This is a genomic window from Curtobacterium sp. MCLR17_058 (genome assembly GCF_003234705.2).
Taxonomy (GTDB): domain Bacteria; phylum Actinomycetota; class Actinomycetes; order Actinomycetales; family Microbacteriaceae; genus Curtobacterium; species Curtobacterium flaccumfaciens.
This window is the reverse complement of record NZ_CP126262.1, coordinates 2,298,581-2,321,507: the sequence shown is the minus strand read 5'-3', so window position 1 is coordinate 2,321,507 and position 22,927 is coordinate 2,298,581. Positions and strand designations below refer to the sequence as shown.

The following is a 22,927-nucleotide window of genomic DNA, read 5'->3' as shown; positions in this document are numbered from 1 at the left end:
CGGGTCGCGCGTGCGACCCCGGAAGCGACTGCGGTCGAATCCGCACGAGGGGATCGCCACCGACCCGCTTCGTTGTGATACTTGGACATGCTCGAGTTGGTGAGGCCGCAGACGGCGTTGTACGAGGCGTGGGCCGAAGCGCATGCCGAGTGGGGGCCGGGTGTGCACGAGGACGGATTCGGGATCACCGCCCAGGACGACGTCGGCGACGAGGACGGGTTCCGCACCTGGGTCGGCCGACTGCACGCCAGACCCGGGGCCCTCTGGTGGATCGTCGAGGACGGCCGCGTCCTGGGCGGGATCGCACTCCGGGCGCCGGGAGACGCGGCCGGCGTGCAGCGGTTCGGCCACGTCGGGTACGGGATCCGTCCCTCGGCGCGGGGCCGAGGCGTGGCGACCTGGGCGCTGGGCCAGGTGCTCGCGCACGCATCGCGCGTCGGGATCGACCCGGTGGTCGCCGTCTGCCGCGATGACAACGACGGCTCCATCGGGGTGCTGGAGCACTACGACGCCGTCCTGCTGTCGACCGAGCGCCGCGGTGGCGTGCGGCTGCGACGGTACGCGATCGCCAGGTCGCACCGGAGGCCCGGATGACGGGGCCGGGGCGGGTGTGCGAGGCGTGCGGAGGAAGACCGCGACAAGCGGGACGGACCTGCGCCGGGCCTCCCGGTCGGCCTTCCGGGTGCGCGCCGGACAGGCGGGCGCGCTGGGACCCGGGACCGTCGGCGACGTCGTCGTCAGCGGTCGCCGTCCGTCGGTCTCGGACCGCTCGTGGTGCGCCGCACCACGAGTGACACCGGTACTCGGTGCACGCGCGGCTCCGGGTCTCGCCCCTGCACGCGTTCACCGAGCCACCGTGCCGCCTGGGCCCCGATGGCGAACGTCCCGTTGTCGACCGTGGTGAGCGAGATGTGCCGGATGCTGCCGAGGTAGGTGTCGTCGTACCCGACGAGGGACACGTCGTCCGGGACGACGAGGCCGAGGTCGTCGGCCGCGGACAACGCGCCGATGGCGACGAGGTCGTTGTAGGCCACGAGCGCGGTCGGACGGTCGGCCGTGCCCAGGACTCGTCGGGCCGCCGCGTACCCGCTCTCCTCGCTCATGCCGGCCGGCACCACGACGGCGTCGGCACCGTGGCGGGTCATGGTCGCGCGGAAACCCTGCTCGCGGAGCTCTCCGACGCGCCCCGGGCCGACGAGGTGACCGATCCGGGTGTGTCCGAGCGCGAGGAGGTGCTCTGTCGCGATCGAAGAGCCGGCATGGTCGTCGTTCACGACCACGTCGGCGTGCAGGTCGTCAGGCTCGTACGTCCCGGCGAGGACCACCGGGACCTCCTGGACCGCCCGACGGAGCGCGGCGTCGTCCTCTGTGGTGCCGACCACGACGATGCCGTCCACCTGTTGTCGCAGGAGCATGTCCACGGGCGAACCGCCCACGCGCCGTGTGGTCGCCGAGTCGACCAGGATGGGTGCCAGTCCGACGGTGTCGAGCGTCGCGGTGAGTCCGGCGAGCAGGTCGACGAACCAGGGGTTCCGCAGGTCGTTCAGGAGCACTCCGACCGTGCCCGTCCGCTGCTCGCCGAGGCTCCTCGCTGCGCGGTTCGGTCGGTAGCCGAGTTCGTCGACTGCTCGTTCGACGGCCGCCCGACGGGCGTCGCTGACTCCTGGGTCGCCGCGGAGCGCGAGTGAGACCAGCGACTTCGAGACCCCGGCGCGCTCGGCGACGTCCCGGATGGTCGGAGCGTGGTGCGGTCTCGACATGAGAGCAGGCTAGTCCTATTCTGGACCGGTCCAGTTTGTTCCAGTGCTGTCCAACGAAGCGAGCGCAGATGCCCCCGAAGATCTCCATGAACGTCACGACGACGTTCCACGGCAACGTCGTCCAGGACGTCCGCCTCGCGAAGGAAGCCGGCTACGGCGGCATCGAGCTGCAGAGCCCGAAGCTCTACCGGTACCTCGATGCCGGCTACGACGTGCAGACACTGCCGCCACTGCTCGAGGGTCTCGAAGTGACGGGGCTCGGTGCCGTGCTCGACATCGAGCGTCAAGGTGCCGGTCGCGACGACTTCATCGCGGAGGTCGAGCGCATGTGCGGTGTGGCGACCGCCGTCGGTGCGCCCATCGTGCAGCTGTGCACCGGGCCGGTCGATTCCGCCGTCGTCCGTGACCACCGCGCTGGTCGGCTGGCCGACGACGACACCCGGTACCGGGCGACGCTCGGACTCGACGAGGACGCAGCGGTCCGCATCACCGGTGCGAACGTCCGTCTGGCGGCGGACATCGCCGCGGACCACGGGCTCGAGGTCTACCTGGAGCCCCTCGCCTGGGCGCACCTCAACCGATGCCGGCACGCGCTGGACATCATCGAGGAGGCCGGGCGCGACAACGTGGGGATCGCACTCGACACCTGGCACTTCTGGACGACCGGGGACACGCTGGCCGAGGTCCGAGCGCTGCCCGCGTCCATCATCAAGGCCGTCCACCTGTCGGACGGGTTCGACCTGGACCGCGACCGGACGGTTCCCGACCAAGCCGTCCACCGGAACGTCGTCATCGGTGGCGGTGCGATCCCGCTGCAGCAGTGGGTCGACGCGATCAAGGCCACCGGGTACGACGGATGGTGGGTCACCGAGATGTTCTCCGACCGGGCGAACGAACAGGATCCCGCCGTCGTCGCACGCACCATGCACGACCTGACCGCGATCCTGGTGGGCTGATCATGACGCAACGCTTCGCACTCGTCGGTGCCGGCTTCATCGGCGCCGTGCACGCCGCGTCCCTCGCAGCGCACCCCGACGTCGAGTTCGTGGGGATCCACGACGTCGACCGTGACCGCGCTGCATCGCTGGCGGCACGGCACGGCACGCGGGCGCTCACCCAGGACGAGGCGTTCGATGCGGCGCAGGTCGACGCGGTCTTCGTCGCTTCCTCCACCGACACCCACGCGCAGCACCTGCACGCTGCCGCCGACGCCGGGATCGCCGTGCTCTGCGAGAAACCCATCGCTGCCGGGTACGCCGACGCGGTCGCGGTGGTGGAGCACGTGCGTGCCAGCGGCGTGCCGGCGATGCTCGACTTCAACCGGCGGTGGGACCGTGACCACGCCGAGCTGCAACGGATCGTCGCCACGGGGGAGATCGGTGCGGTCGAACTCGTCCAGCTCAGCTCCCGTGGCCCGTCCCTGCCGCCGCTCGACTACCTGCGGGTCTCCGGCGGCCAGCTCCGCGACCAGACCGTGCACTTCTTCGACCTCGTGCGGTGGATCACCGGCGAGGATCCGGTGACGGTCGCGGTGGCGGGTTCGGCGCTCGTCGACCCGGCCATCCGCGAGTTCGGCGACGTGGACACATCGGTCACGACCCTCACGATGCCCTCCGGCGCGCTCGTGCAGATCGACAGCGTGCGGCGCACCGGTTACGGCTACGACGAGCGCATCGAGGTCATGGGATCGTCCGGACTCGTCGAGTCGCGGCGGAACCACCGCGGGAACGTCGCTCGTTACACCGATGGGCAGATCGTCGCGGACGGACTCCACGACGGCTGGTTCGAGCGTGTGCAGCCCACCTACGCCGCGACGCTCGCCGCCTTCGTCGCGTCGCTCGAGTCCGGATCCGAGCCGCCGGTCTCCCTGGAGGACGGGCTCAGGGCCCAGGCCATCGCCGAGGCGGCCACTCGTGCCCTGTCGTCGGGACGGACGGAGCACATCGACTACTGACCCCCGGTCGGCCGAGTCGGACTCGCGCCGGTAGGATCGATGACCATGGTCGAACTGGACTTCACCGAGCAGCTCTCCGCCCTTCGCGAGACCTTCGGCAACATCCGCTCAGTGGTCGACGTCGACCGCCTGCAGCGTGAGATCGCCGACCTCAGCGAGCAGGCCGGGGCCCAGGACCTCTGGGACGACGTCGACCACGCGCAGCAGGTGACGAGCGCGCTCTCGCACCGCCAGTCGGAGCTGAAGAAGATCACCGACACCGAGCAGCGCATCGACGACCTCGAGGTGCTGGTCGAGATGGCGAACGAGGGCGACGACCAGGAGTCCGCCGACGAAGCGCTCGCCGAGCTCAAGGCGATCCAGAAGATGATCGGTGACTTCGAGGTGCAGACGCTCCTCGACGGCGAGTACGACGACCGTCCGGCGGTCATCACGATCCGCGCCGGCGCGGGCGGTGTCGACGCGGCGGACTTCGCCGAGATGCTCCTCCGCATGTACCTCCGGTACGCTGAGCAGCACAACTTCAAGACCACCGTGATGGACACCTCGTACGCCGAAGAAGCGGGCATCAAGTCCGCGACGTTCGAGATCGACGCCCCGCACGCGTTCGGCACGCTGTCGGTCGAGGCCGGCACCCACCGCCTCGTCCGGATGTCGCCGTTCGGTGCCGCCGGCAAGCGCCAGACGTCCTTCGCCGCGGTCGAGGTCATCCCGCTCATGCCGGAGACCGCCGTCATCGACATCCCCGAGAACGACATCCGCGTCGACGTGTTCCGCTCGTCGGGCCCCGGCGGCCAGTCCGTCAACACGACCGACTCCGCGGTGCGCCTGACGCACATCCCGACCGGCACCGTCGTCTCGATGCAGAACGAGAAGTCGCAGATCCAGAACCGTGCGGCCGCCATGCGCGTGCTGCAGTCGCGCCTGCTCCTCCTGAAGAAGGAAGAGGAGAACGCGAAGAAGAAGGAACTCGCCGGCAACATCACGGCGAGCTGGGGCGACCAGATCCGCTCCTACGTCCTGGCGCCGTACCAGATGGTCAAGGACCTCCGGACGGAGCACGAGGTGAACAACCCCTCAGCCGTGTTCGACGGCGATCTGGACGGCTTCATCAACGCGGGCATCCGCTGGCGCAAGCAATCCGCTGCCGAGTAGGGGTTCCTGAGCCGCGCGCCTCGCTTGCTTTCCAAGCGGGGCGACCTACCCTGATCCGGTCATGATCAAATTCGACCAGGTCACCAAGGTCTACTCGGGCAACCCGAGTCCGGCGCTCGACAACCTCACCCTCGAGATCCTCAAGGGCGAGTTCGTGTTCCTCGTGGGCGCGTCCGGTTCCGGCAAGTCCAGCTTCCTGCGCCTCGTGCTCAAGGAGGAGAAGCCCACGAGCGGGCAGATCCACGTGCTCGGGCAGCGCCTCGGGTCCCTGGCATCGCGGAAGGTCCCGTACTTCCGCCGCAACCTCGGGGTGGTCTTCCAAGACTTCCGTCTGCTGCCGAACAAGAACGTGTTCGACAACGTGGCGTTCTCGCTGCAGGTCATCGGCAAGAGCAAGGGCTTCATCAGCGAGGCCGTGACCGACGTGCTGAAGCTCGTCGGGCTCGCCGGCAAGGCCACTCGCATGCCGCACGAACTCTCCGGTGGTGAGCAGCAGCGTGTGGCCATCGCCCGCGCCGTCGTGAACAAGCCGGCGATCCTGCTGGCCGACGAGCCCACCGGGAACCTGGACCCCACGACGTCCGCCGGCATCATGGCGCTCCTCGAACGCATCAACCAGGGAGGCACCACCGTGCTGATGGCGACGCACGACGCCAGCATCGTGAACCAGATGCAGCGGCGGGTCATCGAGCTCTCGAACGGCACCGTCCTGCGCGACGAACAGTCCGGCGGCTACCAGACCCAGGCCGTCCCGATCCAGCGAGGCACCGTGTCCAACACCACCGGCATCCAGACGATCCCGGGGCTCATCCGATGAGGCTCGGGCTCGTCATGTCCGAGGTCGGCTCGGGCCTGCGGCGCAATGCGTCGATGGTCGTCTCCGTCGTCCTCGTGACCTTCATCTCCCTGACCTTCGTCGGCACGGCGATCCTGCTCCAGATGCAGATCAACCAGATGAAGGGGTACTGGTACGACCGGGCGCAGGTCGCCGTCTACCTGTGCACCGACACCGACACCACGGGCAACTGCACCGGCGCGAAGGCCACCGCCGACCAGCGCGAGCAGGTCCAGGCGCAGCTCGACTCGTCGACGCTCAAGCCGTACATCGAGAAGACCTACTACGAGAACCAGGACCAGGCCTTCACCCGGTTCAAGGAGCAGTTCAAGGACTCGGCCGCGACGGAGTTCGTCAAGCCGGAGTACCTGAACGAGACCTTCTGGGTGAACCTGAAGAACCCGTCGCAGGCAGACGTCCTGGTCGAGAGCCTGTCGAAGGTCGCCGGCGTGCAGAGCGTCGTCGATCAACGCGGGTACCTGCAGCCGATCTTCAACCTGCTCAACGCGTCGTCGTACACGGCGATCGGCATCGCGGCGCTCATGCTCGTGGCGGCGGTGCTGCTCATCGCGACGACGATCCGCCTGTCGGCGTTCAGTCGACGGCGAGAGCTCGGCATCATGCGGCTCGTCGGTGCATCGAACCGGTTCATCCAGACACCGTTCGTGCTCGAGGGGGTGATCGCCGCCGCCATCGGAGCCGTCCTCGCCGGTGGCGCCATCACCGCCGTGGTCTGGTTCTTCGTCCGGAACTTCCTGGCGGAGCGCTTCACCGGCACGGCGTTCATCGGCATGGGGGACGCGGCCATCGTGGTCCCCGCGGTGATCGTGATCGGGGTGCTCCTCGCCGCGGCGTCGGCGTCGATCGCCATCCGCCGGTACCTGAAGGTCTGACGCACACAGCATCCGCGAGCGGGCGGCGCGCCGGGAAGGTGCGCCGCCCGCTTCGTGTTGAGTAGTCTGTAGGGCTGCGCGGAACCACCCGCGCAGCGCACTGCACCGGTCACCATCGAGAGGAGTCGTCATGGCGAAGGAACGCGGGGAGAAGATCGTCGCGACGAACCGTCGCGCCCGGCACGACTACCTCATCGAGGACACGTACGAAGCGGGCATGGTCCTGTCCGGCACCGAGGTGAAGTCCCTGCGGATGGGGCGCGCGTCCCTGGTCGACGGGTACGCCTACATCGACGGTGGCGAAGCGTGGATCGACGCCGTGCACATCCCGGAGTACACCGAGGGCACGTGGAACAACCACTCGCCGCGGCGGAAGCGCAAGCTGCTCCTGCACAAGCAGCAGATCGTGAAGATCTCGCACAAGACGGCGCAGGGCGGCTACACCCTCGTGCCGCTGCAGATCTACTTCCACGACGGTCGGGCCAAGATCGAGATCGCCGTCGCGAAGGGCAAGCGCGAGTTCGACAAGCGCCAGGCGCTGCGCGAGAAGACCGACAAGCGTGAGGCCGAGCGGGCCATGCGCACCCGGAACCGCGTCGGAGAGTAGCGCCGACGCACCTCCTCGGCTAGACTGAGGGACTGCTCCGACAGGGGCATTGGCAACTCAACAGCGTGACAGCGGCTCGCACGTCCGGCCCGCATGGGGATGATCGGTTTCGACATTGCCTGTGTGCCGACGGGAAGCGGGCCGAGGACCCACGGTTATCTCGTAAACGATCCGTGGAAAACAACAAGTGCCAATTCCAAGCGCACTGACTTCGCTCTCGCTGCGTAAGCAGCCCAGCACATGAAGTCCGTCGGCCAGGTGACCGTCTTCTAACCTGATCCCGACGTCATCCAGAGGACTTGCTGCACGGTTGCGCCTCAGGGCCGTGCGGGACTTGCACTGAGACTGGGCCCGTCGTCCTAGAAGCCGGTAGCAAAGGACGGGGCCGAGCAGAACGAACTATCCGGATACGCCCGTAGAAGACGTCGAATTGCAGCGATGGACGGGGGTTCGATTCCCCCCATCTCCACCATTCGCCGAACGACGAACCGCTGTCACGCTGCGCCACCTGAACGCCCCGGCACCGTCCCCTGGACAGTGCCGGGGCGTTCGCTGTTCCGCCACGTCCGAGGACTACGCTCCGGAGCAGGCGCGCAGAACACGCTCGCGTCGAACCCGAACGAGAGGTCAGCACGTGGTGCAGGAGATCGCGATCCGTGTCCGTCTGCGGGAGCAGGAACGAGTGGTGCTCAGCGAGTACGAGCGGATCGTGGGCTCCGTCGCCACGGTCGCCGCCCTCGCCGCTTGGCTGCCGAACCCCGACACCCGCCTGGTCGTGCGTGGCCGCGGTGCCGAACCGGTGCGGCTCGAGACCGTCACGTACGGCTCGGTGGTCGAGATGCTCGTCGTGCTCGACCAGCGCTCCGCCGGGGTCGAACGTGCCGCCGCTGCCCTCGCCGCGCTCATCGAGTCGGTCCGCCACGAGCACGTCGCCGACGACGTCTCCGGGGTCGCCGGGGAACTCGATCGGCTCGACCGCGCGGCACCGCGCGGACGCTCTGCCGTGGAACGCGCCCTGCGCACGTTCCTCGAGGGGGCACGGTCGGACGTCCTCGCGCGCAAGGCGACCACCCGGGTGCGGACCGCGCAGGCCCTGCTCCGGCTCGCCGAGGCGGACGCGGTGCTGACGGTCGAGCGGGTCGCCGACGCCCTGGCACCGGTGCTCGAGGAGCACGCGGTCGACGTCGAGCTGGACACCGGCTCGGCCGTGGTCGTCGAGCCGATCGACGGGGTGGAGTCGCCGGAGACCGAGGCTGCGGCCAGCGACGCCGACGCCGACGCTCACGTCGCGCAGGCGGAGCCGGAGGCCGTGTCGGCCGTCCTGCCGCTGCCGACGGGTGCGAGCAAGGCGAAGTCGAAGAAGGACGACGGCAAGAAGAAGTCGAAGAAGGACGACGACGGCAAGAAGAAGTCCAAGAAGGACGACGACGGCAAGAAGAAGTCGAAGAAGGACGACAACGGCAAGAAGAAGTCGAAGAAGGACGACGACGCGAAGAAGAAGTCCAAGAAGAAGAAGTAGCTCGCAGCAGCCCCCGCTAGAAGTCGAACAGGTTCGCCCGGATCCCTCCGGCGCCGTACTCCCGTCGCAGGAGCCCTCGGCGCCGGAGCACGGGCACCAGGTCGCCGAACATCCGGTGGATCTGCGCCGGGTGCAGGTCGCCCGAGAAGATGATCCCGTCGTTGTCGGCGTCGCTGCCGAGCTCCTCGATGAAGTCCGCGAACTCGTCCGCCGTCCCGACGAACCCGGACCGCGATCCGGACCCCGGCGCGATCCGCCCCTGCCGCGCCTTGCGGGTCAGGAGCTCCCGCAGCGGTGCGTCCGGGGTGTCCCCGAGCAGCCCGCGGATCGTGCCGGCCGAGACGTGCTCCCCGAAGGTCCCGTCGGGCACCGGGGCATCCAGGTCGAGCGCGAGCAAGTCGGTCTCGGAGTCGCTCGACCACGCGATCGCCGCCGCACGCAGCGCGTCGTCGGTGGGGTGTTCGGACGCCGCGACGATGCGGTCGGCCTCCTCCGGTGAGGACACGATCACGGGCTTGAGCACGAACAGGATCCGCAGGTCCGCGGTGGACCGCCCTGCGGCCTCGGCTGCCGCGATCACCCGGGCGCGGTAGTCCGTCACCGCGGCGGCGGACAGCGGCGCGAGTGCGAGCTGCACGTCCGAGTGGGTGCCGGCGAACGCGAGCCCTCGGCCCGAGCCGCCGGGGGAGACGACCACGGGGTCCGACGCCAGCGGCAGGGCGTTGAGCGGACCGTCGGCGGTGAAGTGGGCGCCCTCGTGGTGGAACGCGTCGAGCGCGTCGCCGTCCGCGAAGTGCCACGAGTCCGGTGCGCCGACGTACGCGTCGCCCCACGAGTGCCAGAGCCGGCGGAGCAGCGTGATCCACTCCTCGGCGCGGTCGTACGCCTGGTCGTGCGGCAGCGGCGGCAGGCCGGCGTGGCGTGCGCTGCCGACGTCGGTGACGACGTTGATGCCCAGCCGGTCCGAGGACAGGTGCGCCAGGGTCGCGAACTGCCGTGCCGCCAGGTACGGCGGGGTGATCCCCGCGTTGACGGTCGGCGCGATGCCGATGTGCGAGGTGGCGGCGAACAGGTACGGGGCGAGCAGCAGCGGGTCGTGCTTCGGGCCGCCGTACGCCTGCCGGATGCGCAGGTCGAGGGTCGTGGGGGAGCCGAGCGAGACGGCGTCCTCGGCGATCACCAGGTCCATGCCGGCCTGCTCGAGCGTCCGGACGGACTCCTGGTACAGGTCCGGCTTCGTCCAGTCGTGGCCCCAGTCCCAGTCGGACCGGCCCCAGGCCTGCGGGCCGAAGCCGCGCGAGAAGAAGTACCCGAAGTGCTGCAGCTCGGCCATTCAGCGCTCCTGCCGGTCGAGGGCCGGCCCACCGACTGCCGTGCGCTGCGCGTCGGACGCTCCACGTGCCTCCAGGCCGGCGGCGGCGTCTGCGGACCGCACCGCGACGAGCCCGCGTTCCAGGTCGCGGAGCAGGTCCGCGACGTCCTCGATGCCGACCGACAGCCGGATCAGGCCGTCGTCGATGCCCTGCTCGGCTCGCTCTTCCGGCGTGCGGCCGGCATGCGTGGTGGTGGCCGGGTGCAGGATCAGCGAGCGGACGTCGCCCAGGTGGGTCATCCGGCTGAACAGCTGCACGGCGTCGATGAACGCCCGCGCGGCGGCTTCGCCACCGGCGAGCGTGAAGGCGAAGACGGACCCGGCCCCGCGGGGCAGGTAGCGCTGGGCGAGGTCGTGGAACGGACTGGAGGCCAGGCCCGCGTGGTCGACGCTCGTCACCTCCGGCTGCTGGTCCAGCCAGGACGCGACGGCCAGCGCGTTCGCGCAGTGGCGTTCCACCCGCAGTGACAGCGTCTCGATGCCCTGGCGGAGCAGGAACGCGTTGAACGGCGACGGCGCCGGGCCGATGCGTGCGGCGACGACGTCGCGGGCGAACACGGCGAAGGCCCGGTTGCCGTACCGGTCGACGTAGCTCTCGCCGCCGAGGGACCGTTCGGGGCTGGTCAGGTGGGTCCAGCGCTCGGGGGCGGCGGACCAGTCGAAGCGGCCGCCGTCGACGACCACGCCGCCGAGTCCGGCGCCGTGCCCGGAGAGGAACTTCGACGCCGAGTGCACGACGATGTCCGCACCGTGCTCGACCGGGCGCACCACGTACGGCGTGGCGAGGGTGTTGTCGACGATCAGCGGGACGCCGGCGCGGTGTGCGGTCTCGGCGACACCGGTGATGTCGAGGACGTCGTTCTTCGGGTTCGGGATCGTCTCGGCGAAGAACGCCTTCGTGTTCGGTCGGACCGCGGCGGCCCAGGCGTCGAGGTCGCGGGCATCGGTGACGAAGTCGACCTCGATGCCGAGCCGGCCGAGGTTCTGCAGCAGCAGCCCGCGCGTGCCCTCGTAGATGCTCCGGGCGCTGACGACGTGGTCGCCGGCCTGCAGCAGGCCGAGGAACGCCACGGTCGCCGCAGCCTGACCGCTGCCGACCAGGATCGCCTGGACACCGCGTTCGAGCAGCGCCACGCGACGCTCGACGTCGGCGTTCGTGGGGTTGCCGAGGCGCGTGTAGGTGTAGCCGTCATCGGTGTCGGCGAAGCGGTCGCGGGCCTGGTCGAAGTCGTCGAACAGGAACCCGGAGGACATGTGGATCGCGGGGACCCGGGCGCCGTGCCCGGTGTCGGGCACGAAGCCGCCGTGTACCTGCTCGGTCGCGAAGCCGTGGTCGTCGGTCGCCATGGGACACCTCCGGGGGTCGTCTGGCGGTAGCCTCGCAGCCCCTCGGTGCGGAGAGGCGATTGCGGCCCCCGGTTACGCGCGCACAGCCTCAGACGAGCGCGCGGACCCCGGCGACGACGGTGTCCCAGACCTGGAGCAGCGGCTCGCGCGCCAGCCACACCGCGACGGCGTTCACGGCGACGAACAGCACGAACCACAGGGACGCCGGCACCCGCATCTCGGCCGCGGCGATGTGGAAGTCGGTCTGCACCCGGGCGCCGGTGACCAGCCAGCGGCCGACCTGCACCACCGAGCGCAGGCCGTCGACGACGAAGAACGCCCCGACGGCGGCGACCACCAGGACGGTGGCCTCGGACGGGCGGACGGCCACCCACAGGGCGAGCGCGTCGAAGCCGAGCACGACGAGCAGGCCGAACCAGTTCCGGACGAACGCCAGCGCCACGAGCCCGATGACCGCGAGCACCACCACGGGCAGCCAGCGGGAGCCGTGCAGCACCCCGGTGACCAGGAGCACCCCCGCCCACAGGGGTGCGCTGTACCCGGCGTACAGGTTCAGGATCCGGACGAGCCACCGGATGCCGCCGGGCACCCGGCCGAGCTGGACCCAGGCCTCGCCGGACCCGTCCGGGTGCAGCTCGATCCGCTGGATCCGCCCGCCGAACGGCACGACGACGATCGCGTGCCCGACCTCGTGCGCGATGGTCGCGGCGATGCGGGCCACGCGGCCGACGAACGGCACGAACGGCAGGACGGCGCCGACGAGGAGCGCGACGAAGACGAGGGGCGGGGCTGCGGTGGTCAAGTGACCAGCATCGCAGCCCCGCCCAGGAAGACCCTGCGGGACCGGCGTCAGGAGAGCCCGGGCGTCGTCAGCACCACCGTGACCAGGACCACGGTGCCGGCGATCGCCAGGGCGGTGAGGACGGCGAGGAAGACCGTCAGGCGGTTCACGCGTCGGCGCCCGGCTATTCGACCGTCACCGACTTCGCGAGGTTCCGGGGTTTGTCGACGTCGCACCCGAGCTGCAGGGCCAGTTCCCGCGCGAGCATCTGCAGTGGCACGACGGCCTCGAGCGGACCCCACGGCGCGGTCATCGCACCCCAGGCCAGGTCGCCGGTGCCACGGCGGCCGAGCGCGGGGATGTCCGCCGACTCGCCGCCGATCGTGATGACGAAGCCACCGCGTGCCCGGACCTCGGCGATCGCCGACTGGATCTTCGGCTCACCGTGATCGATGACGACCACCGGGGTGCCGTCGTCCACCAGCGCGAGCGGCCCGTGCTTGAGTTCGCCGGCGGGGTAGGCCTCGGCCCAGCGGTAGCTGAGCTCCTTGAGCTTCAGGGCGCCCTCGGCGGCGTACGGCAGTCCGGCACCGCGGCCGAGGAACAGGAACCCGGTCGCCTCCTTGACGCTCGACACCAGCAGCGGCATCCGCTCGGCGGACACCCGCGCGGCGTGCTCGATCCGGGCCGGCAGGTCGAGCAGCTCGTCGACGAGCACCTGGGCGCGCGACGGTTCGATGCGGCCGGACGCCACCATCGCCGAGATCATCGCCGCGACGCCCACCACGACCTGCGCCGTGAACGTCTTCGTGGCCGCGACCCCGATCTCCGGGCCGGCGTGGCAGTCCAGCACGGCGTCGGCCCGTCGAGCGAGCGAGGAGTGCATGTTGTTCGTCAGCGCGAGCACCGGGTGGCGGTCCTCGAACCGGTCCAGGGCACGGAGCACGTCGGCCGTCTCACCGGACTGGCTGATCGCGACGACCAGGGTTCCCGGACCGAGCACGGCCTGGTCGGCCTCGCTCGCGACGACGATGTCGGTCGGCACACCACCGATCCCGCGCAGTGCGGTCGCGATCACCTGGCCGGCGTTGAGCGACGTACCGCAGGCGACGATCGCCAGCCGGTGGAAGCCGGCCAGGCCGAGGCCCACCCACATGCTGCCGTCGGCGGTGCGGCGGGTCACCCGGTCCAGGATCGTCGCGACGACGTCGGCCTGCTCGTCGATCTCCTTCGCCATGTGGTCGGTGTGGTCGCCGAGGTCGAGTGCTGCGGCGGCGAACGGGGACGGCGTGGGGAACGGCACGGGCACCGTGATGCCGTCGGACGACCAGGTCCAGGCCTCACCGAGCTCGACGACGTCGCCGTCGCGCAGCGCCACGAACGTCTCGCACCACTCGGCGATCGCGCCGATGTCGCTCGCCACGAAGTCGCCGCGGCCGGAGCGGGCGACGACGAGCGGCGAACGGTCCGCCGCCACGACCATGCGGCCGTCCCGGGCGTCCAGGACCACGATCGCCCACGAGCCCTCGAGCTGCGCCGTCGCGATCTGCACCGCGAGCATCAGGTCCGGGTCGACCGCCAGCGCCCGCTCGACCAGGTGCGCGATGACCTCGGAGTCGACGTCGGACCGGAAGCGGTGCCCCTGCGCCTCGAGCGTCTGGCGCAGCCGGTCCGCGTTCTCGACGATGCCGTTGTGCACGATCGAGATCCGGCCGGTGCAGTCGGCGTGTGGGTGCGCGTTCGCCTCGCGCACGGCACCGTGCGTGGCCCAGCGGGTGTGGCCGATGCCGACGCCGGTGAGCGCGTCACCGGAGCGTGCAGCGACGAGGGTGCGCAGGTCGCCGACGCGGGAGACCGAGCGGATCGTCTCGGTGCGGCCGACGGCCGTCCGGACGGCGATGCCGGCGGAGTCGTACCCGCGGTACTCGAGTCGTTCGAGTCCGTCGAGCAGGTAGGGGGTCGCGTCGTCAGACACGCGGGCCGCGATGATGCCGCACATCGGCTGTCCCTTCGGGGGAACGAGGGTGGGTGGAACGGGGAGGTGGGACTGGTGCGGCACCGACCGCCGTCGGGTCTGCCGCGCGTCCGGGGCCTCCCGGCCCGGGAACCGACGCCCGTCCTCGGATCAGGCGAGGACGGACGTCGGTGTCGTTGGGCCGAGGGGTTCGGGTACCGGACGGGGTACCGCGGGCTGGCCCCCGGGGGAGGGGCACGGCGGTCGGTGCAGGAGAAGCCTCACCCGCCGCCGACCACACGGCAACACCCGTCGGACGCTCTTGCGGTTCCCCGCGTGCGGGGGCGCACCGCGCTGCGGTCGCGTGCGGACTCCCGCAAGCGCGCGCGCTTCGCGTGGAGCGACGCGCCAGCGGCGCGCGGCGCCAGCGCCGACCGAGCCTGCGAGGTCGGTTGCGTGAAGACGTGGAGGGACGACGGACGGGAGGCCCGGTACCAGCTGGTACCGGGCCTCCCGTCCGTCCTGTGGTGCGTCTCCTACGTGAGGAGCGCGACCAGGTGCGATCGCGATCGCGCGCCGACCTTGCGGTAGATCTGCGTGAGCCGCAGTTCCACCGTGCGCTGCGACATGAACAGCGACGAGGCGATCTCGCGGTTGCGGTAGCCCTCGGTGACCTTCTGCACCACCGCGCGCTCCTCGGCGGTCAGTGACGTGAGCACCGCCGACGCGTCGGGGGCGCTGCGCGGCGTCGCGGGGAACGCCGGCGAGAGCACCGGTGCGGACCGGATCGACGACGAGCCCGTGCCGAACTGCGGCATCGCCGCAGCCGGAGCCGGGGTCACGAGCGGTCGACGCAGGCCGGCCGCCTCGTACGCCGCTGCGGCCGCCGCTCCGAGACGCGGCCGTTCCGCCGGGTTGCCGACGGCGGCCAGCGCCGCGAACGTGCGAGCCCGCTCGTACTGCGAGTCGTGCGGCTGGAACAGTTCCAGCGCACGGCGCCGGGCCGGCTCGCGGGTGGTGTCGTCGGCGACGAGCGCGAGGCTCCGCGCCAGCACCAGGGCACCCCAGCGCCCCGGACGGGCGTGGTGGTCCGCCGCCAGGCGGGCCGTGATCGTCCGCGCGTCGTCGATCCGTCCGAGGCGCACGTACGCCTCGACCAGGTCGCCGAGGTGCCGGAGCACCGCGGGGTTCCGGAGCGACCGACCGATGGCGTCGGCGGCCTCGAGCGCGGTGGCTGCCTCGTCGAGTCGACCGTCGAGCAGCAGGACCTTGCCGCGGAGCGCGTGCAGCTTCGCCGTCGCACCCCAGAGCCGACTCGTCGAACGGTGCTCGAGGCATCGGTCCACGACGTCGAGCGCCTCGGCGGAACGGCCCTCGGCGAAGTGCCGCCACGCGACGGCGATCGCCCGGGAGGGCTCACGCAACCGCTCGGCGACGGACGAACCGGACTCCCACACGTCGATCGCGCGGAGCGCCTGCCGGAAGTTGCCGGAGCGCACCTCGTTCTCGGACGTCAGGTAGCGGGCCGCCTCGGTCCACACCGCCGCGGTCTCCGGCCCCCGGGCGAGCACGAGTGCGAACACCCGTCGCGCGCTCCGGTAGCGTTCGCTGATGCTGAGCGCGTGGGCGAGGAGCAGCAGGGCCGGGTCGGACATCGCCACGAGCTCCGACGTCGCGAGCCCGTCGTGCAGTTCGGTGTCGGGCGGCAGCACGCCGTCCACGGCGGCGATGAGCTCCCGCGCGGTCGTCGTGATCTCGAGGGTGTGCGCGGACGCCGACCCCTCGAGCGGTTCGATCCGGTGCAGCAGGTCCTTCGCCTGGTCGAGCTCCCACGCCTCGGCACGGAAGCAGGCCACCATGGCCATCAGCCCGGCGACGGCGTCCACCTCGGCCGGGTCGGTCGCGTCGACGGGGACGAGCAGCTCGTCCGCGTGCACGGCGTCACCGCTGAGGTACTCGGCCGAGTACTGCAGGCGGAGCCGGCGGACCTCGTTCGGCGTCGTCCGGAACGGACGGAGCGCCGCGAGGTACCGCGCAGCGAAGCCGAGGAGGCGCTTGCCGAGCATGGCCTCCGCGACCCCGAGGAGCGCGACGTGCTCGTCCTCGGTCCCGCCACCGATGTGCAGGGCACGCTCGGTCAGCGCGATCGCGGCGTGCACGTTGCCGTCCACGACGTACGACCGTGCAGCCTGGAGCAGTGCGACCACGTCGGGGACGTCGTCGACGAAGCTCCGGTGCCACGCGGCCGACCGCGGGTCGCTCTCCGCGCTCGCCGTGGCCAGCTCGGCGTGTGCCGCACGACGGTCACGGGCGGGCATCCGCCAGTAGAGCGCGGAACGGACCAGCGGGTGCCGGACGGTGACGCTCTGGCCGCGGACGGTCGCGAGACCGGCCCCGACCAGGTCGTCCAGCTCATCGCGGTCCCACGCCGTGGTCTTCGCGACGGGCACCAGGGCGAGCTTCGCGAGGACGTCCAGATCGCGTCCCGCGGCGGGCCCGAGTGCGAGTGCCGCGATGGCCTCGGTCGTCGGAGTGGGTCGGAGCGGGAGCACGATCGGCTCCGCGCCGGTGAGCTGCTCCCGGGTGAGCACCGCGAGCTGTTCGCGGAGCGCGCCGGGGTTGCCACCGGTCTCCTCGGCGAGGACGGCGAGGACGCCGTCGTTCGCCTCGGCGGGTGCCATGGCCCGGGCGAGGATCAGTGCCTCGTCCGAGGGCAGCGGTTCGATGCGCAGGGTCGGCAGGGCCGCGAGCGGCCCGTCCGACGGCACCGAGCGGACCGTCGCCACGACACGCAGGGCGGTGCCCGCGAGTCGTCCGGCGAGGAACGCGATGAGTTCCTGGCTCTCCGAGTCCATCCGGTCGAGGTCGTCGATGAGGACGAGCGTCGGCGGGAGGGTCAGGGCGTGCACGGCGTCGAGGAAGTCGTGCGCCGCCGCCAGCCCGGCCGTCACGGCGGCCGCGGTCCCGCCGGCCTGCAGCAGGTGGGCGATGTGTGCGGTCGCTCGAGGGTCGTCGAGCGCGGTGAACAGGGAGGTCACCCCGGCCAGTGGCCAGCGGGATTCACTCCCGTTGACACCGACCCGGACGACGGGGAGGGAAACGCGGTTCGAGACCGCGTCGAGGACGCTGCTGCGTCCGGAACCAGGGTCGCCGACCACGACCATCGCGGACTCCCGTGGGAGCACTGCGAGGGTCGCGATCCGGTCGACCTCGAGACGTCGACCGGTGAGTGCCATGACTCACCGGCCTCCGGGTCCGGAGGCGGATGCTGCGAGGAGGGCGTCGGCGAACACGGGGGTCGCTGCGACGGGGCGCACGGAGGCGGACCGGACTGCTGCACGGCGGGTGACCGTGGCGGAGTGCGGACGAGCGGCGGCGACTGAGCGCGCGCCGGAACTGTCGTGGATTGGATGCGGTCGACGAGTGTGGGTGCACTCGGTTCCGCTCGGGAACGATGATGTCATCGTCTGTATCACCCCTCGGGTTAGGGTCTTCGGACGAACACGACCGGTCTGTTCCGCCGTCCGGATCTAGGGAATCCGAGAGCGTCACGTGACCTGCCGTCTGGAGCACGATAACTCAGGTACCGGTCCTCCGAGCGGACTCCGGCTCGCAGATGTCCAGAACGGTGCCCCCAGTACGGGGGGCCACGAGGGGGGTGTAGCACCAGCCCTCTGCACCCCGATCCGGGTCCGCCTGACGGAACCGGGGTACAGCTCTGTCCGGACCTCGTTCGTCCTCGCAGGTGTAGCCAGGACGGGATGTCCAACGCTGAACCGACCGACGCCCGCCTCGATGACCGCACCCGGTGGCGCGCCTTCGCCGTGTGCGTCGCGGTGGCGGCCCTGACGATCCTCGACCTGTCCAAGGTGAACGTCGGGCTGCCCTCGATCGAGCAGTCCCTCGGGGCCACCAGCTCGTCGCTCCAGCTCATCGTGGCGGGGTACGCGCTGGCGTTCGGCCTCGCCCTGGTGCCCGCGGGTCGGCTCGGGGACCTGAAGAGCCGGCGCGTCATGTTCATCGTGGGGCTCAGTGCGTTCACCGGATCGAGCCTGCTGTGCGCCGTCGCACCGAACATCGAGGTCCTGATCGTCACCCGGATCCTGCAGGGATTCGCCGCCGGGATCCAGATGCCCCAGGTCATCGGACTGGTGCAGCAGCTGTTCCGCGGACCGGAGCGGGGCCGCGCGTTCGGGCTGTTCGGGGCGATGATCGGCATCTCCACCGCCCTCGGGCCGACCATCGGCGGTGGCCTCATCGCGATCGGCGGCGAGGAGTCCGGCTGGCGGCTGCTGTTCTGGATGAACGTGCCCCTCGGGATCGCCGCACTGCTCTTCGCCGTCCGCCTGCTGCCGAAGGGTGCCCAGGGGAAGGCGCAGGACCGTGAACTGGACGTCGTCGGCATCCTGCTGCTCGGCGCGGCGATCATCACCCTGATGCTGCCGTTCGTGCTGACCAGCGGCGGTGGTGGTTCCGCGACCCGCTGGTTCTGGCTGGTCGGCTTCGCGGTGTTCCTCGTGCTGTTCGTGCTCTGGGAGCAGCGGTTCAAGCGGCAGGGCAAGTCGCCCGTGGTGCACTTCGAGCTCTTCCGGCTGTCGTCGTACCGCAACGGGCTGTCGATCGTGGCGGTCTACTTCGCGGCGCTGCCGGCGTCGTTCCTCATGGTCACGCTGTACCTGCAGGAGGGCCTCGGGCTCTCGCCCCTGTTCGCCGGCATGGTGAGCATCCCCTTCGCCGCGACGAGTGCCGTCGGCTCGTACATCGGCGGACGGATCGTCGACCGGGTCGGGCGGGCGTTGGTCGTCGCCGGGCTCGGGATGGTCGTCGTCGGCTTCCTGCTGCTCATGGTCGCCGCCGTCGCCACCCCGCCGGAGGTCACCCCGTGGGCGATGGCGGGCGCGTTCCTGGTGGGCGGACTCGGTGGCGGGTTCGTGGTGTCGCCGAACCAGACCCTGACCCTGGCCGAGATCCCCGTCGAGCAGTCCGGCGTGGCGGGGTCGATGCAGCAGCTCGGGCAGCGTGTCGGTACCGCGATCGGCACCGCGGTCGCGACGAGCATCTTCTACGGGATCGTGCGGAGCGAGGCGGCGGGCTCGGGTTCCGGTGGCTCCGGCGCTCGTCTTGACGCGTACCACGACGCGTTCCGCAGCGGCACGACGTTCACGGTGTCGCTGATGGCGCTGGCGCTCGTGCTGGCCGGTGCGGACCTGGTGGCGCGTCGGCGGGCGGCGCGGCGGTCGGACGGGGACGCCGGGCACTCGGACGCGGCTGCGGGGTCCGCCGAGCGCGCCGGGGCGAACGGATCCGCCGAGCGGACCGAGGCGCCGGGGTCCGCCGAGCGGGGCTGACCTGCCCGCCGACCGTGCCTAGGAGTCGCGGCGGATGACCTCGACGACGGCGTCGTGCACCAGGCCGTTCGAGGCGAGCGCGCTGCCGTGCCACGGCCCGGGATCGCCGTCGAGCGAGGTGAAGCGGCCACCGGCCTCTTCGACGATCGGGACGAGGGCCGCGATGTCCCACGGCTTCAGGTCCGGTTCGCCGGCGACGTCGAGGACGCCCTCGGCCACCATCATGTACGACCACATGTCGCCGTAGGCCCGGGTGCGCCAGACCCGGCGCGACAGGTCGACGAGCGGCTCGAGGCGGTCGTCGTCGTCCCACTGCTGGATGCTGTTGTAGCTCAGGCTCACGTCGGCGAGCTCGGACACCCCGGAGACCCGGAGCGGTCCGTCCAGCGAGAACGCGCCGGAGCCCTCGGCCGCCCACCAGCGCTTGCCGAGGGCGGGAGCGCTCACGACGCCGAGCACCGGGCGGCCGTCGACCGCGAGCGCGATGAGGGTCGCCCACACCGGCACGCCGCGCAGGTAGTTGGCGGTGCCGTCGATCGGGTCGACCACCCACTGGCGGTGTCCTTCGCTGACGGCCTCGGCCCCGGTGTCCGCCGTCGTCTCCTCGCCGAGGAACGCGTCGTCCGGTCGCTCGGCGGCGAGCCGCTCGCGCAGGGCCCGTTCGACGGCCTGGTCGGCGTCGGTGACGTGCGTGCTGTCGGCCTTCTTCGTCACGTGCAGGTCGGCGGCACGGAAGCGCTCGAGGCTGATCGCGTCGGCGGTGTCGGCGAGGGAGCGGGCGAAGTCCAGGTCGGCGCTGAGGTCCACGTCGCCCAACCTACCGTCGCTACGCGGCGACGACCTCTTCCTCCTCGAGCCGGGTGACCTCGCGCTCGCGGGCGATGCGGGTCCGGCGGGCGACGAGCCCGTGCACCACGACGCAGAGCAGGAGCGCGGCGGCCAGCCAGAGGGCGAGCACGAGCGACGATCGGCCGAGCGACGCGTCCGGGAAGTACTGCAGGTCCTGTGCGGCCTGCAGCCACGCGGCACCGCTCCAGAAGGTGTGCAGGGCGGCGAAGAACCCGGGCTGGAACGCCGGCTGGAAGATCCCGCCGGACGACGTGAAGTTCAGCATCACGAACAGCATCGTGAGGATCGGGGTGGTCCACCGTCCGAGCACGGGGTGCAGCCCGACGCCGAGTGCGACGATGATCGCGTCGTAGAGCCAGGCGAACAGGAACACCTGCCAGTGGTGGGTGGTGATGACGCCGTAGATCGGTCCGGCGACGATCACGCCGATACCGGCGACCACCCCCGCGGTGGCGAGCCCGATGACCGCGGTCCACACCGCACGGAGCTTCGTCGCGACCGAGGCCACGGCGATCGCGGACGCGTACCCGCCGACGCTCAGGGCCACGAGCAGGAAGAACAGCCCCTGGCCGGTGGTGTCCTGGTCGCCCGTGGACACGACGTCGACGACCCGGAACGGCACGTGCTGGTCGTAGGCGATCGGCAGGAACACCTTCTGCGCGGCGCTCGCGGTGGTCTCCGACGCGGCGGTCGAGACGTAGAGCGTGGCACCCGTAGCCGTCGGCGCGTACACGGCGGCGAGGTCGCGGTCGCGCACCTGCTGCTCGGCCGCCTTCGTCGATGCGACGACATGGGCCACGAGGGCACCGTCGGACTGGTCGGTCACGGTCTGGGCGAACACCTGGGTGGCCGCGCCCTGGCCGACGATGCCGACGGGCAGTTCCTGCGGGGCCGGGGCGTGGAAGGCGCCGAGGTAGGCCAGGCCCATGCCGGCGGCCAGGAACAGCGGCACGAGGATGTGCGAGGCGAACGTCCGCAGCACACGACCGAGGCCGGCGGGTCGCAGGACGCTGTCGGACCGCTGCGGCTTCGGGGCTCGTGGGGACTTGTGGGTGGGGGAGTGGTGCGCGTGCGACGTCGTCGTCGTGCTCGGGGACGGGGCGTCGACAGCGGGGGTCGGCGCAAAGTTGTACTTTGCAACTTCAGACACGACCGCAACTGTACAACCCCGATGCGTGCTTGTCGACGCCGGCCCGCTGCCGAGGCACTGTCCGGTGCGAGGTTGCCCACTCCGTGCGAGGCGCGCGAGGCCCGCACGGAGTGCACGACCTCGCACCGTTCAGGCGCCCCTCGCACGGTGCGAGGTCTGCACCGTGCGAGGGGGCGCGGGAACCGGAGTGGTCACGACTCACCGCGCGCCGGCGCTCGAGTGGTCACGAACGGTCGGGTGCCGCACCTCCAGCCGACAGTTCGTGACCACTCGACGCACACACCGCGGGGTGTCGTGACCAGCCGCCGACCAGCCGCCGACCGCCGCCGACCGCCCGGCGCCACCCCGACGCGCTACTCGGAACCGGGGTCGGACGCACCCATCCCGGTCAGCAGCGCCCGGAACGAGTCGAGCCGCTCGACACCGGTCGGCCCGAGCTCCCCGTCCTGCACCCGGTCGACGATCTCCCAGTCGTGCGCCTGCGCCAGCGGGATGCCGTCCCGCGCGGGCCGCACCGGCACGGCGTGCGACGCGAACGCCCGGAAGACGTTCGCGGGGTCGACGTGCCCCAGGCCGAACGACCGCACACCCGGCGTGTCGATGATCCACCCGCCGTCGCGGACCTGCAGCGCGATCGACGACGACGACGTGTGCCGCCCCCGACCGGTCACCGAGTTCACGACCCCGATCGCCCGTGTCGAGCCGGTCAGGGCGTTCACCAGCGTCGACTTGCCCACACCGGAGTGCCCGACGGTCACGGTCACCTTGTCGTCCAGGAGCTCGTGCAGCGCCTCGAACGGGACGTCGTCCGATCGGCTCGTCACGATCCGCAGATCCAGGCACGCGAAGTGCGCCAGGAACGCAGCCGGGTCGGCGAGGTCGGTCTTCGTGATGCAGAGGATCGGGTCGAGGCCGGCGTCGAACGCGGCCACCAGGTACCGGTCGATCAGGCGGGTGCGTGGCTCGGGGTCGGCGGCGGCCACCACGATGAGCATCTGGTCGGCGTTCGCCACGATGACGCGCTCGACCTCGTCGGAGTCGTCGGCACTCCGTCGCAGCAGGGTGGTGCGCTCGGCGACCTTCACGATGCGCGCGAGCGAGCCCGGGTCGCCCGAGACGTCCCCGACGAGCGACACGTGGTCACCCGTGACGACGGACTTCTTGCCGAGCTCGCGGGCCTTCGTCGCAGTGATGACGTGGTCGTCGATCAGCACGCCGAACCGCCCGCGGTCGACGTTCGTCACCCAGCCGACCGGGGCGTCGTCGTACGTCGGACGGGTCTTCGTGCGCGGTCGGTTGCCCTTCGGGTTCGGACGCACCCGCACGCTCGACTCGTCGTACTGCCCGTACGGCTCGTCCGCGTCGGAGTCGTCACCGTCGGCGTCGTCCCACCAGCTCATGCG

18 protein-coding genes and 1 other RNA gene are annotated in these 22,927 nt (G+C 71.1%); 10 read left to right on the top strand and 9 right to left on the bottom strand.

The features are described 5' to 3' along the window. The first annotated feature begins 99 nt into the window (after positions 1 to 99). Positions 100 to 594: a GNAT family N-acetyltransferase gene (locus DEJ11_RS10990; protein WP_209050578.1), complete on the top strand. Its 495-nt coding sequence runs from the start codon at positions 100 to 102 to the stop codon at positions 592 to 594. 143 nt (positions 595 to 737) lie between these two features. On the opposite strand, the gene DEJ11_RS10985 is transcribed toward DEJ11_RS10990, so the two are convergent. Then, entirely contained in the window at positions 738 to 1,760 is a 1,023-nt protein-coding gene (locus DEJ11_RS10985) for a LacI family DNA-binding transcriptional regulator (protein WP_111087809.1), read from the bottom strand. 68 nt (positions 1,761 to 1,828) lie between these two features. Here DEJ11_RS10985 and DEJ11_RS10980 point away from each other — a divergent pair, with 68 nt between their 5' ends. The 8 genes from DEJ11_RS10980 (at position 1,829) to DEJ11_RS10945 (ending at position 8,723) form a co-directional block, all read left to right on the top strand. Continuing rightward, on the top strand, positions 1,829 to 2,716 hold the full coding sequence (locus tag DEJ11_RS10980; protein WP_111054730.1) for a sugar phosphate isomerase/epimerase family protein: 888 nt from the start codon (positions 1,829 to 1,831) through the stop codon (positions 2,714 to 2,716). Between the two features lie 2 nt (positions 2,717 to 2,718). Then, entirely contained in the window at positions 2,719 to 3,714 is a 996-nt protein-coding gene (locus DEJ11_RS10975; RefSeq protein ID WP_111087810.1) for a Gfo/Idh/MocA family oxidoreductase, read from the top strand. 45 nt (positions 3,715 to 3,759) lie between these two features. Beyond that, positions 3,760 to 4,869 (top strand): peptide chain release factor 2, encoded by a 1,110-nt coding sequence (gene prfB / locus DEJ11_RS10970; RefSeq protein WP_071244840.1) that lies wholly within the window; start codon positions 3,760 to 3,762, stop codon positions 4,867 to 4,869. 61 nt (positions 4,870 to 4,930) lie between these two features. Further along, positions 4,931 to 5,686 carry a cell division ATP-binding protein FtsE gene (gene ftsE, locus DEJ11_RS10965; protein ID WP_017888215.1) on the top strand — a complete coding sequence of 252 codons (756 nt, stop codon included), beginning with the start codon at positions 4,931 to 4,933 and terminating at the stop codon, positions 5,684 to 5,686. Then, complete coding sequence (gene ftsX / locus DEJ11_RS10960; protein WP_027465852.1) at positions 5,683 to 6,597, top strand: permease-like cell division protein FtsX; 915 nt, start codon at positions 5,683 to 5,685, stop codon at positions 6,595 to 6,597. The genes ftsE and ftsX overlap by 4 nt, the downstream gene beginning before the upstream one ends. 130 nt (positions 6,598 to 6,727) lie before the next feature. Beyond that, the gene (smpB, locus tag DEJ11_RS10955; RefSeq protein WP_027465851.1) at positions 6,728 to 7,204 is read left to right on the top strand and encodes an SsrA-binding protein SmpB; all 477 of its coding nucleotides are present in this window, start codon (positions 6,728 to 6,730) and stop codon (positions 7,202 to 7,204) included. Between the two features lie 95 nt (positions 7,205 to 7,299). Beyond that, positions 7,300 to 7,676, top strand: a transfer-messenger RNA (tmRNA) gene (gene ssrA, locus DEJ11_RS10950). A 162-nt stretch (positions 7,677 to 7,838) separates the two neighbouring features. Continuing rightward, a complete protein-coding gene (locus DEJ11_RS10945) occupies positions 7,839 to 8,723 on the top strand; it encodes a hypothetical protein (protein WP_111103444.1) in 885 nt (294 codons plus the stop codon). A gap of 16 nt (positions 8,724 to 8,739) precedes the next feature. Here DEJ11_RS10945 and DEJ11_RS10940 read toward each other — a convergent pair whose 3' ends face one another. The 5 genes from DEJ11_RS10940 to DEJ11_RS10920 all read right to left on the bottom strand — a co-directional run bounded on the left by DEJ11_RS10940 (position 8,740) and on the right by DEJ11_RS10920 (position 17,413). Then, positions 8,740 to 10,056 carry an LLM class flavin-dependent oxidoreductase gene (locus tag DEJ11_RS10940; protein ID WP_111103443.1) on the bottom strand — a complete coding sequence of 439 codons (1,317 nt, stop codon included), beginning with the start codon at positions 10,054 to 10,056 and terminating at the stop codon, positions 8,740 to 8,742. Then, positions 10,057 to 11,442 carry an O-acetylhomoserine aminocarboxypropyltransferase/cysteine synthase family protein gene (locus tag DEJ11_RS10935; RefSeq protein ID WP_111047055.1) on the bottom strand — a complete coding sequence of 462 codons (1,386 nt, stop codon included), beginning with the start codon at positions 11,440 to 11,442 and terminating at the stop codon, positions 10,057 to 10,059. It lies immediately after the preceding gene. Positions 11,443 to 11,530: 88 nt separating this feature from the next. Further along, the gene (locus DEJ11_RS10930) at positions 11,531 to 12,244 is read right to left on the bottom strand and encodes a M50 family metallopeptidase (protein WP_181433267.1); all 714 of its coding nucleotides are present in this window, start codon (positions 12,242 to 12,244) and stop codon (positions 11,531 to 11,533) included. A gap of 163 nt (positions 12,245 to 12,407) precedes the next feature. Beyond that, positions 12,408 to 14,222 carry a glutamine--fructose-6-phosphate transaminase (isomerizing) gene (glmS, locus tag DEJ11_RS10925; RefSeq protein ID WP_071406356.1) on the bottom strand — a complete coding sequence of 605 codons (1,815 nt, stop codon included), beginning with the start codon at positions 14,220 to 14,222 and terminating at the stop codon, positions 12,408 to 12,410. 491 nt (positions 14,223 to 14,713) lie between these two features. Further along, the gene (locus tag DEJ11_RS10920) at positions 14,714 to 17,413 is read right to left on the bottom strand and encodes a helix-turn-helix transcriptional regulator (protein ID WP_111047053.1); all 2,700 of its coding nucleotides are present in this window, start codon (positions 17,411 to 17,413) and stop codon (positions 14,714 to 14,716) included. Between the two features lie 525 nt (positions 17,414 to 17,938). On the opposite strand from DEJ11_RS10920, the gene DEJ11_RS10915 reads away from it, so the two are divergent. Continuing rightward, on the top strand, positions 17,939 to 19,525 hold the full coding sequence (locus tag DEJ11_RS10915) for an MFS transporter (protein ID WP_111054737.1): 1,587 nt from the start codon (positions 17,939 to 17,941) through the stop codon (positions 19,523 to 19,525). Positions 19,526 to 19,543: 18 nt separating this feature from the next. On the opposite strand, the gene DEJ11_RS10910 is transcribed toward DEJ11_RS10915, so the two are convergent. The 3 genes from DEJ11_RS10910 to rsgA all read right to left on the bottom strand — a co-directional run bounded on the left by DEJ11_RS10910 (position 19,544) and on the right by rsgA (position 22,924). Continuing rightward, positions 19,544 to 20,332: an inositol monophosphatase family protein gene (locus DEJ11_RS10910; RefSeq protein ID WP_084741405.1), complete on the bottom strand. Its 789-nt coding sequence runs from the start codon at positions 20,330 to 20,332 to the stop codon at positions 19,544 to 19,546. Between the two features lie 19 nt (positions 20,333 to 20,351). Next, on the bottom strand, positions 20,352 to 21,524 hold the full coding sequence (locus tag DEJ11_RS10905) for an ABC-2 transporter permease (protein WP_146250046.1): 1,173 nt from the start codon (positions 21,522 to 21,524) through the stop codon (positions 20,352 to 20,354). Positions 21,525 to 21,877: 353 nt separating this feature from the next. Further along, positions 21,878 to 22,924: a ribosome small subunit-dependent GTPase A gene (gene rsgA, locus DEJ11_RS10900; protein WP_111033366.1), complete on the bottom strand. Its 1,047-nt coding sequence runs from the start codon at positions 22,922 to 22,924 to the stop codon at positions 21,878 to 21,880. Between the last annotated feature and the right edge of the window lie 3 nt (positions 22,925 to 22,927).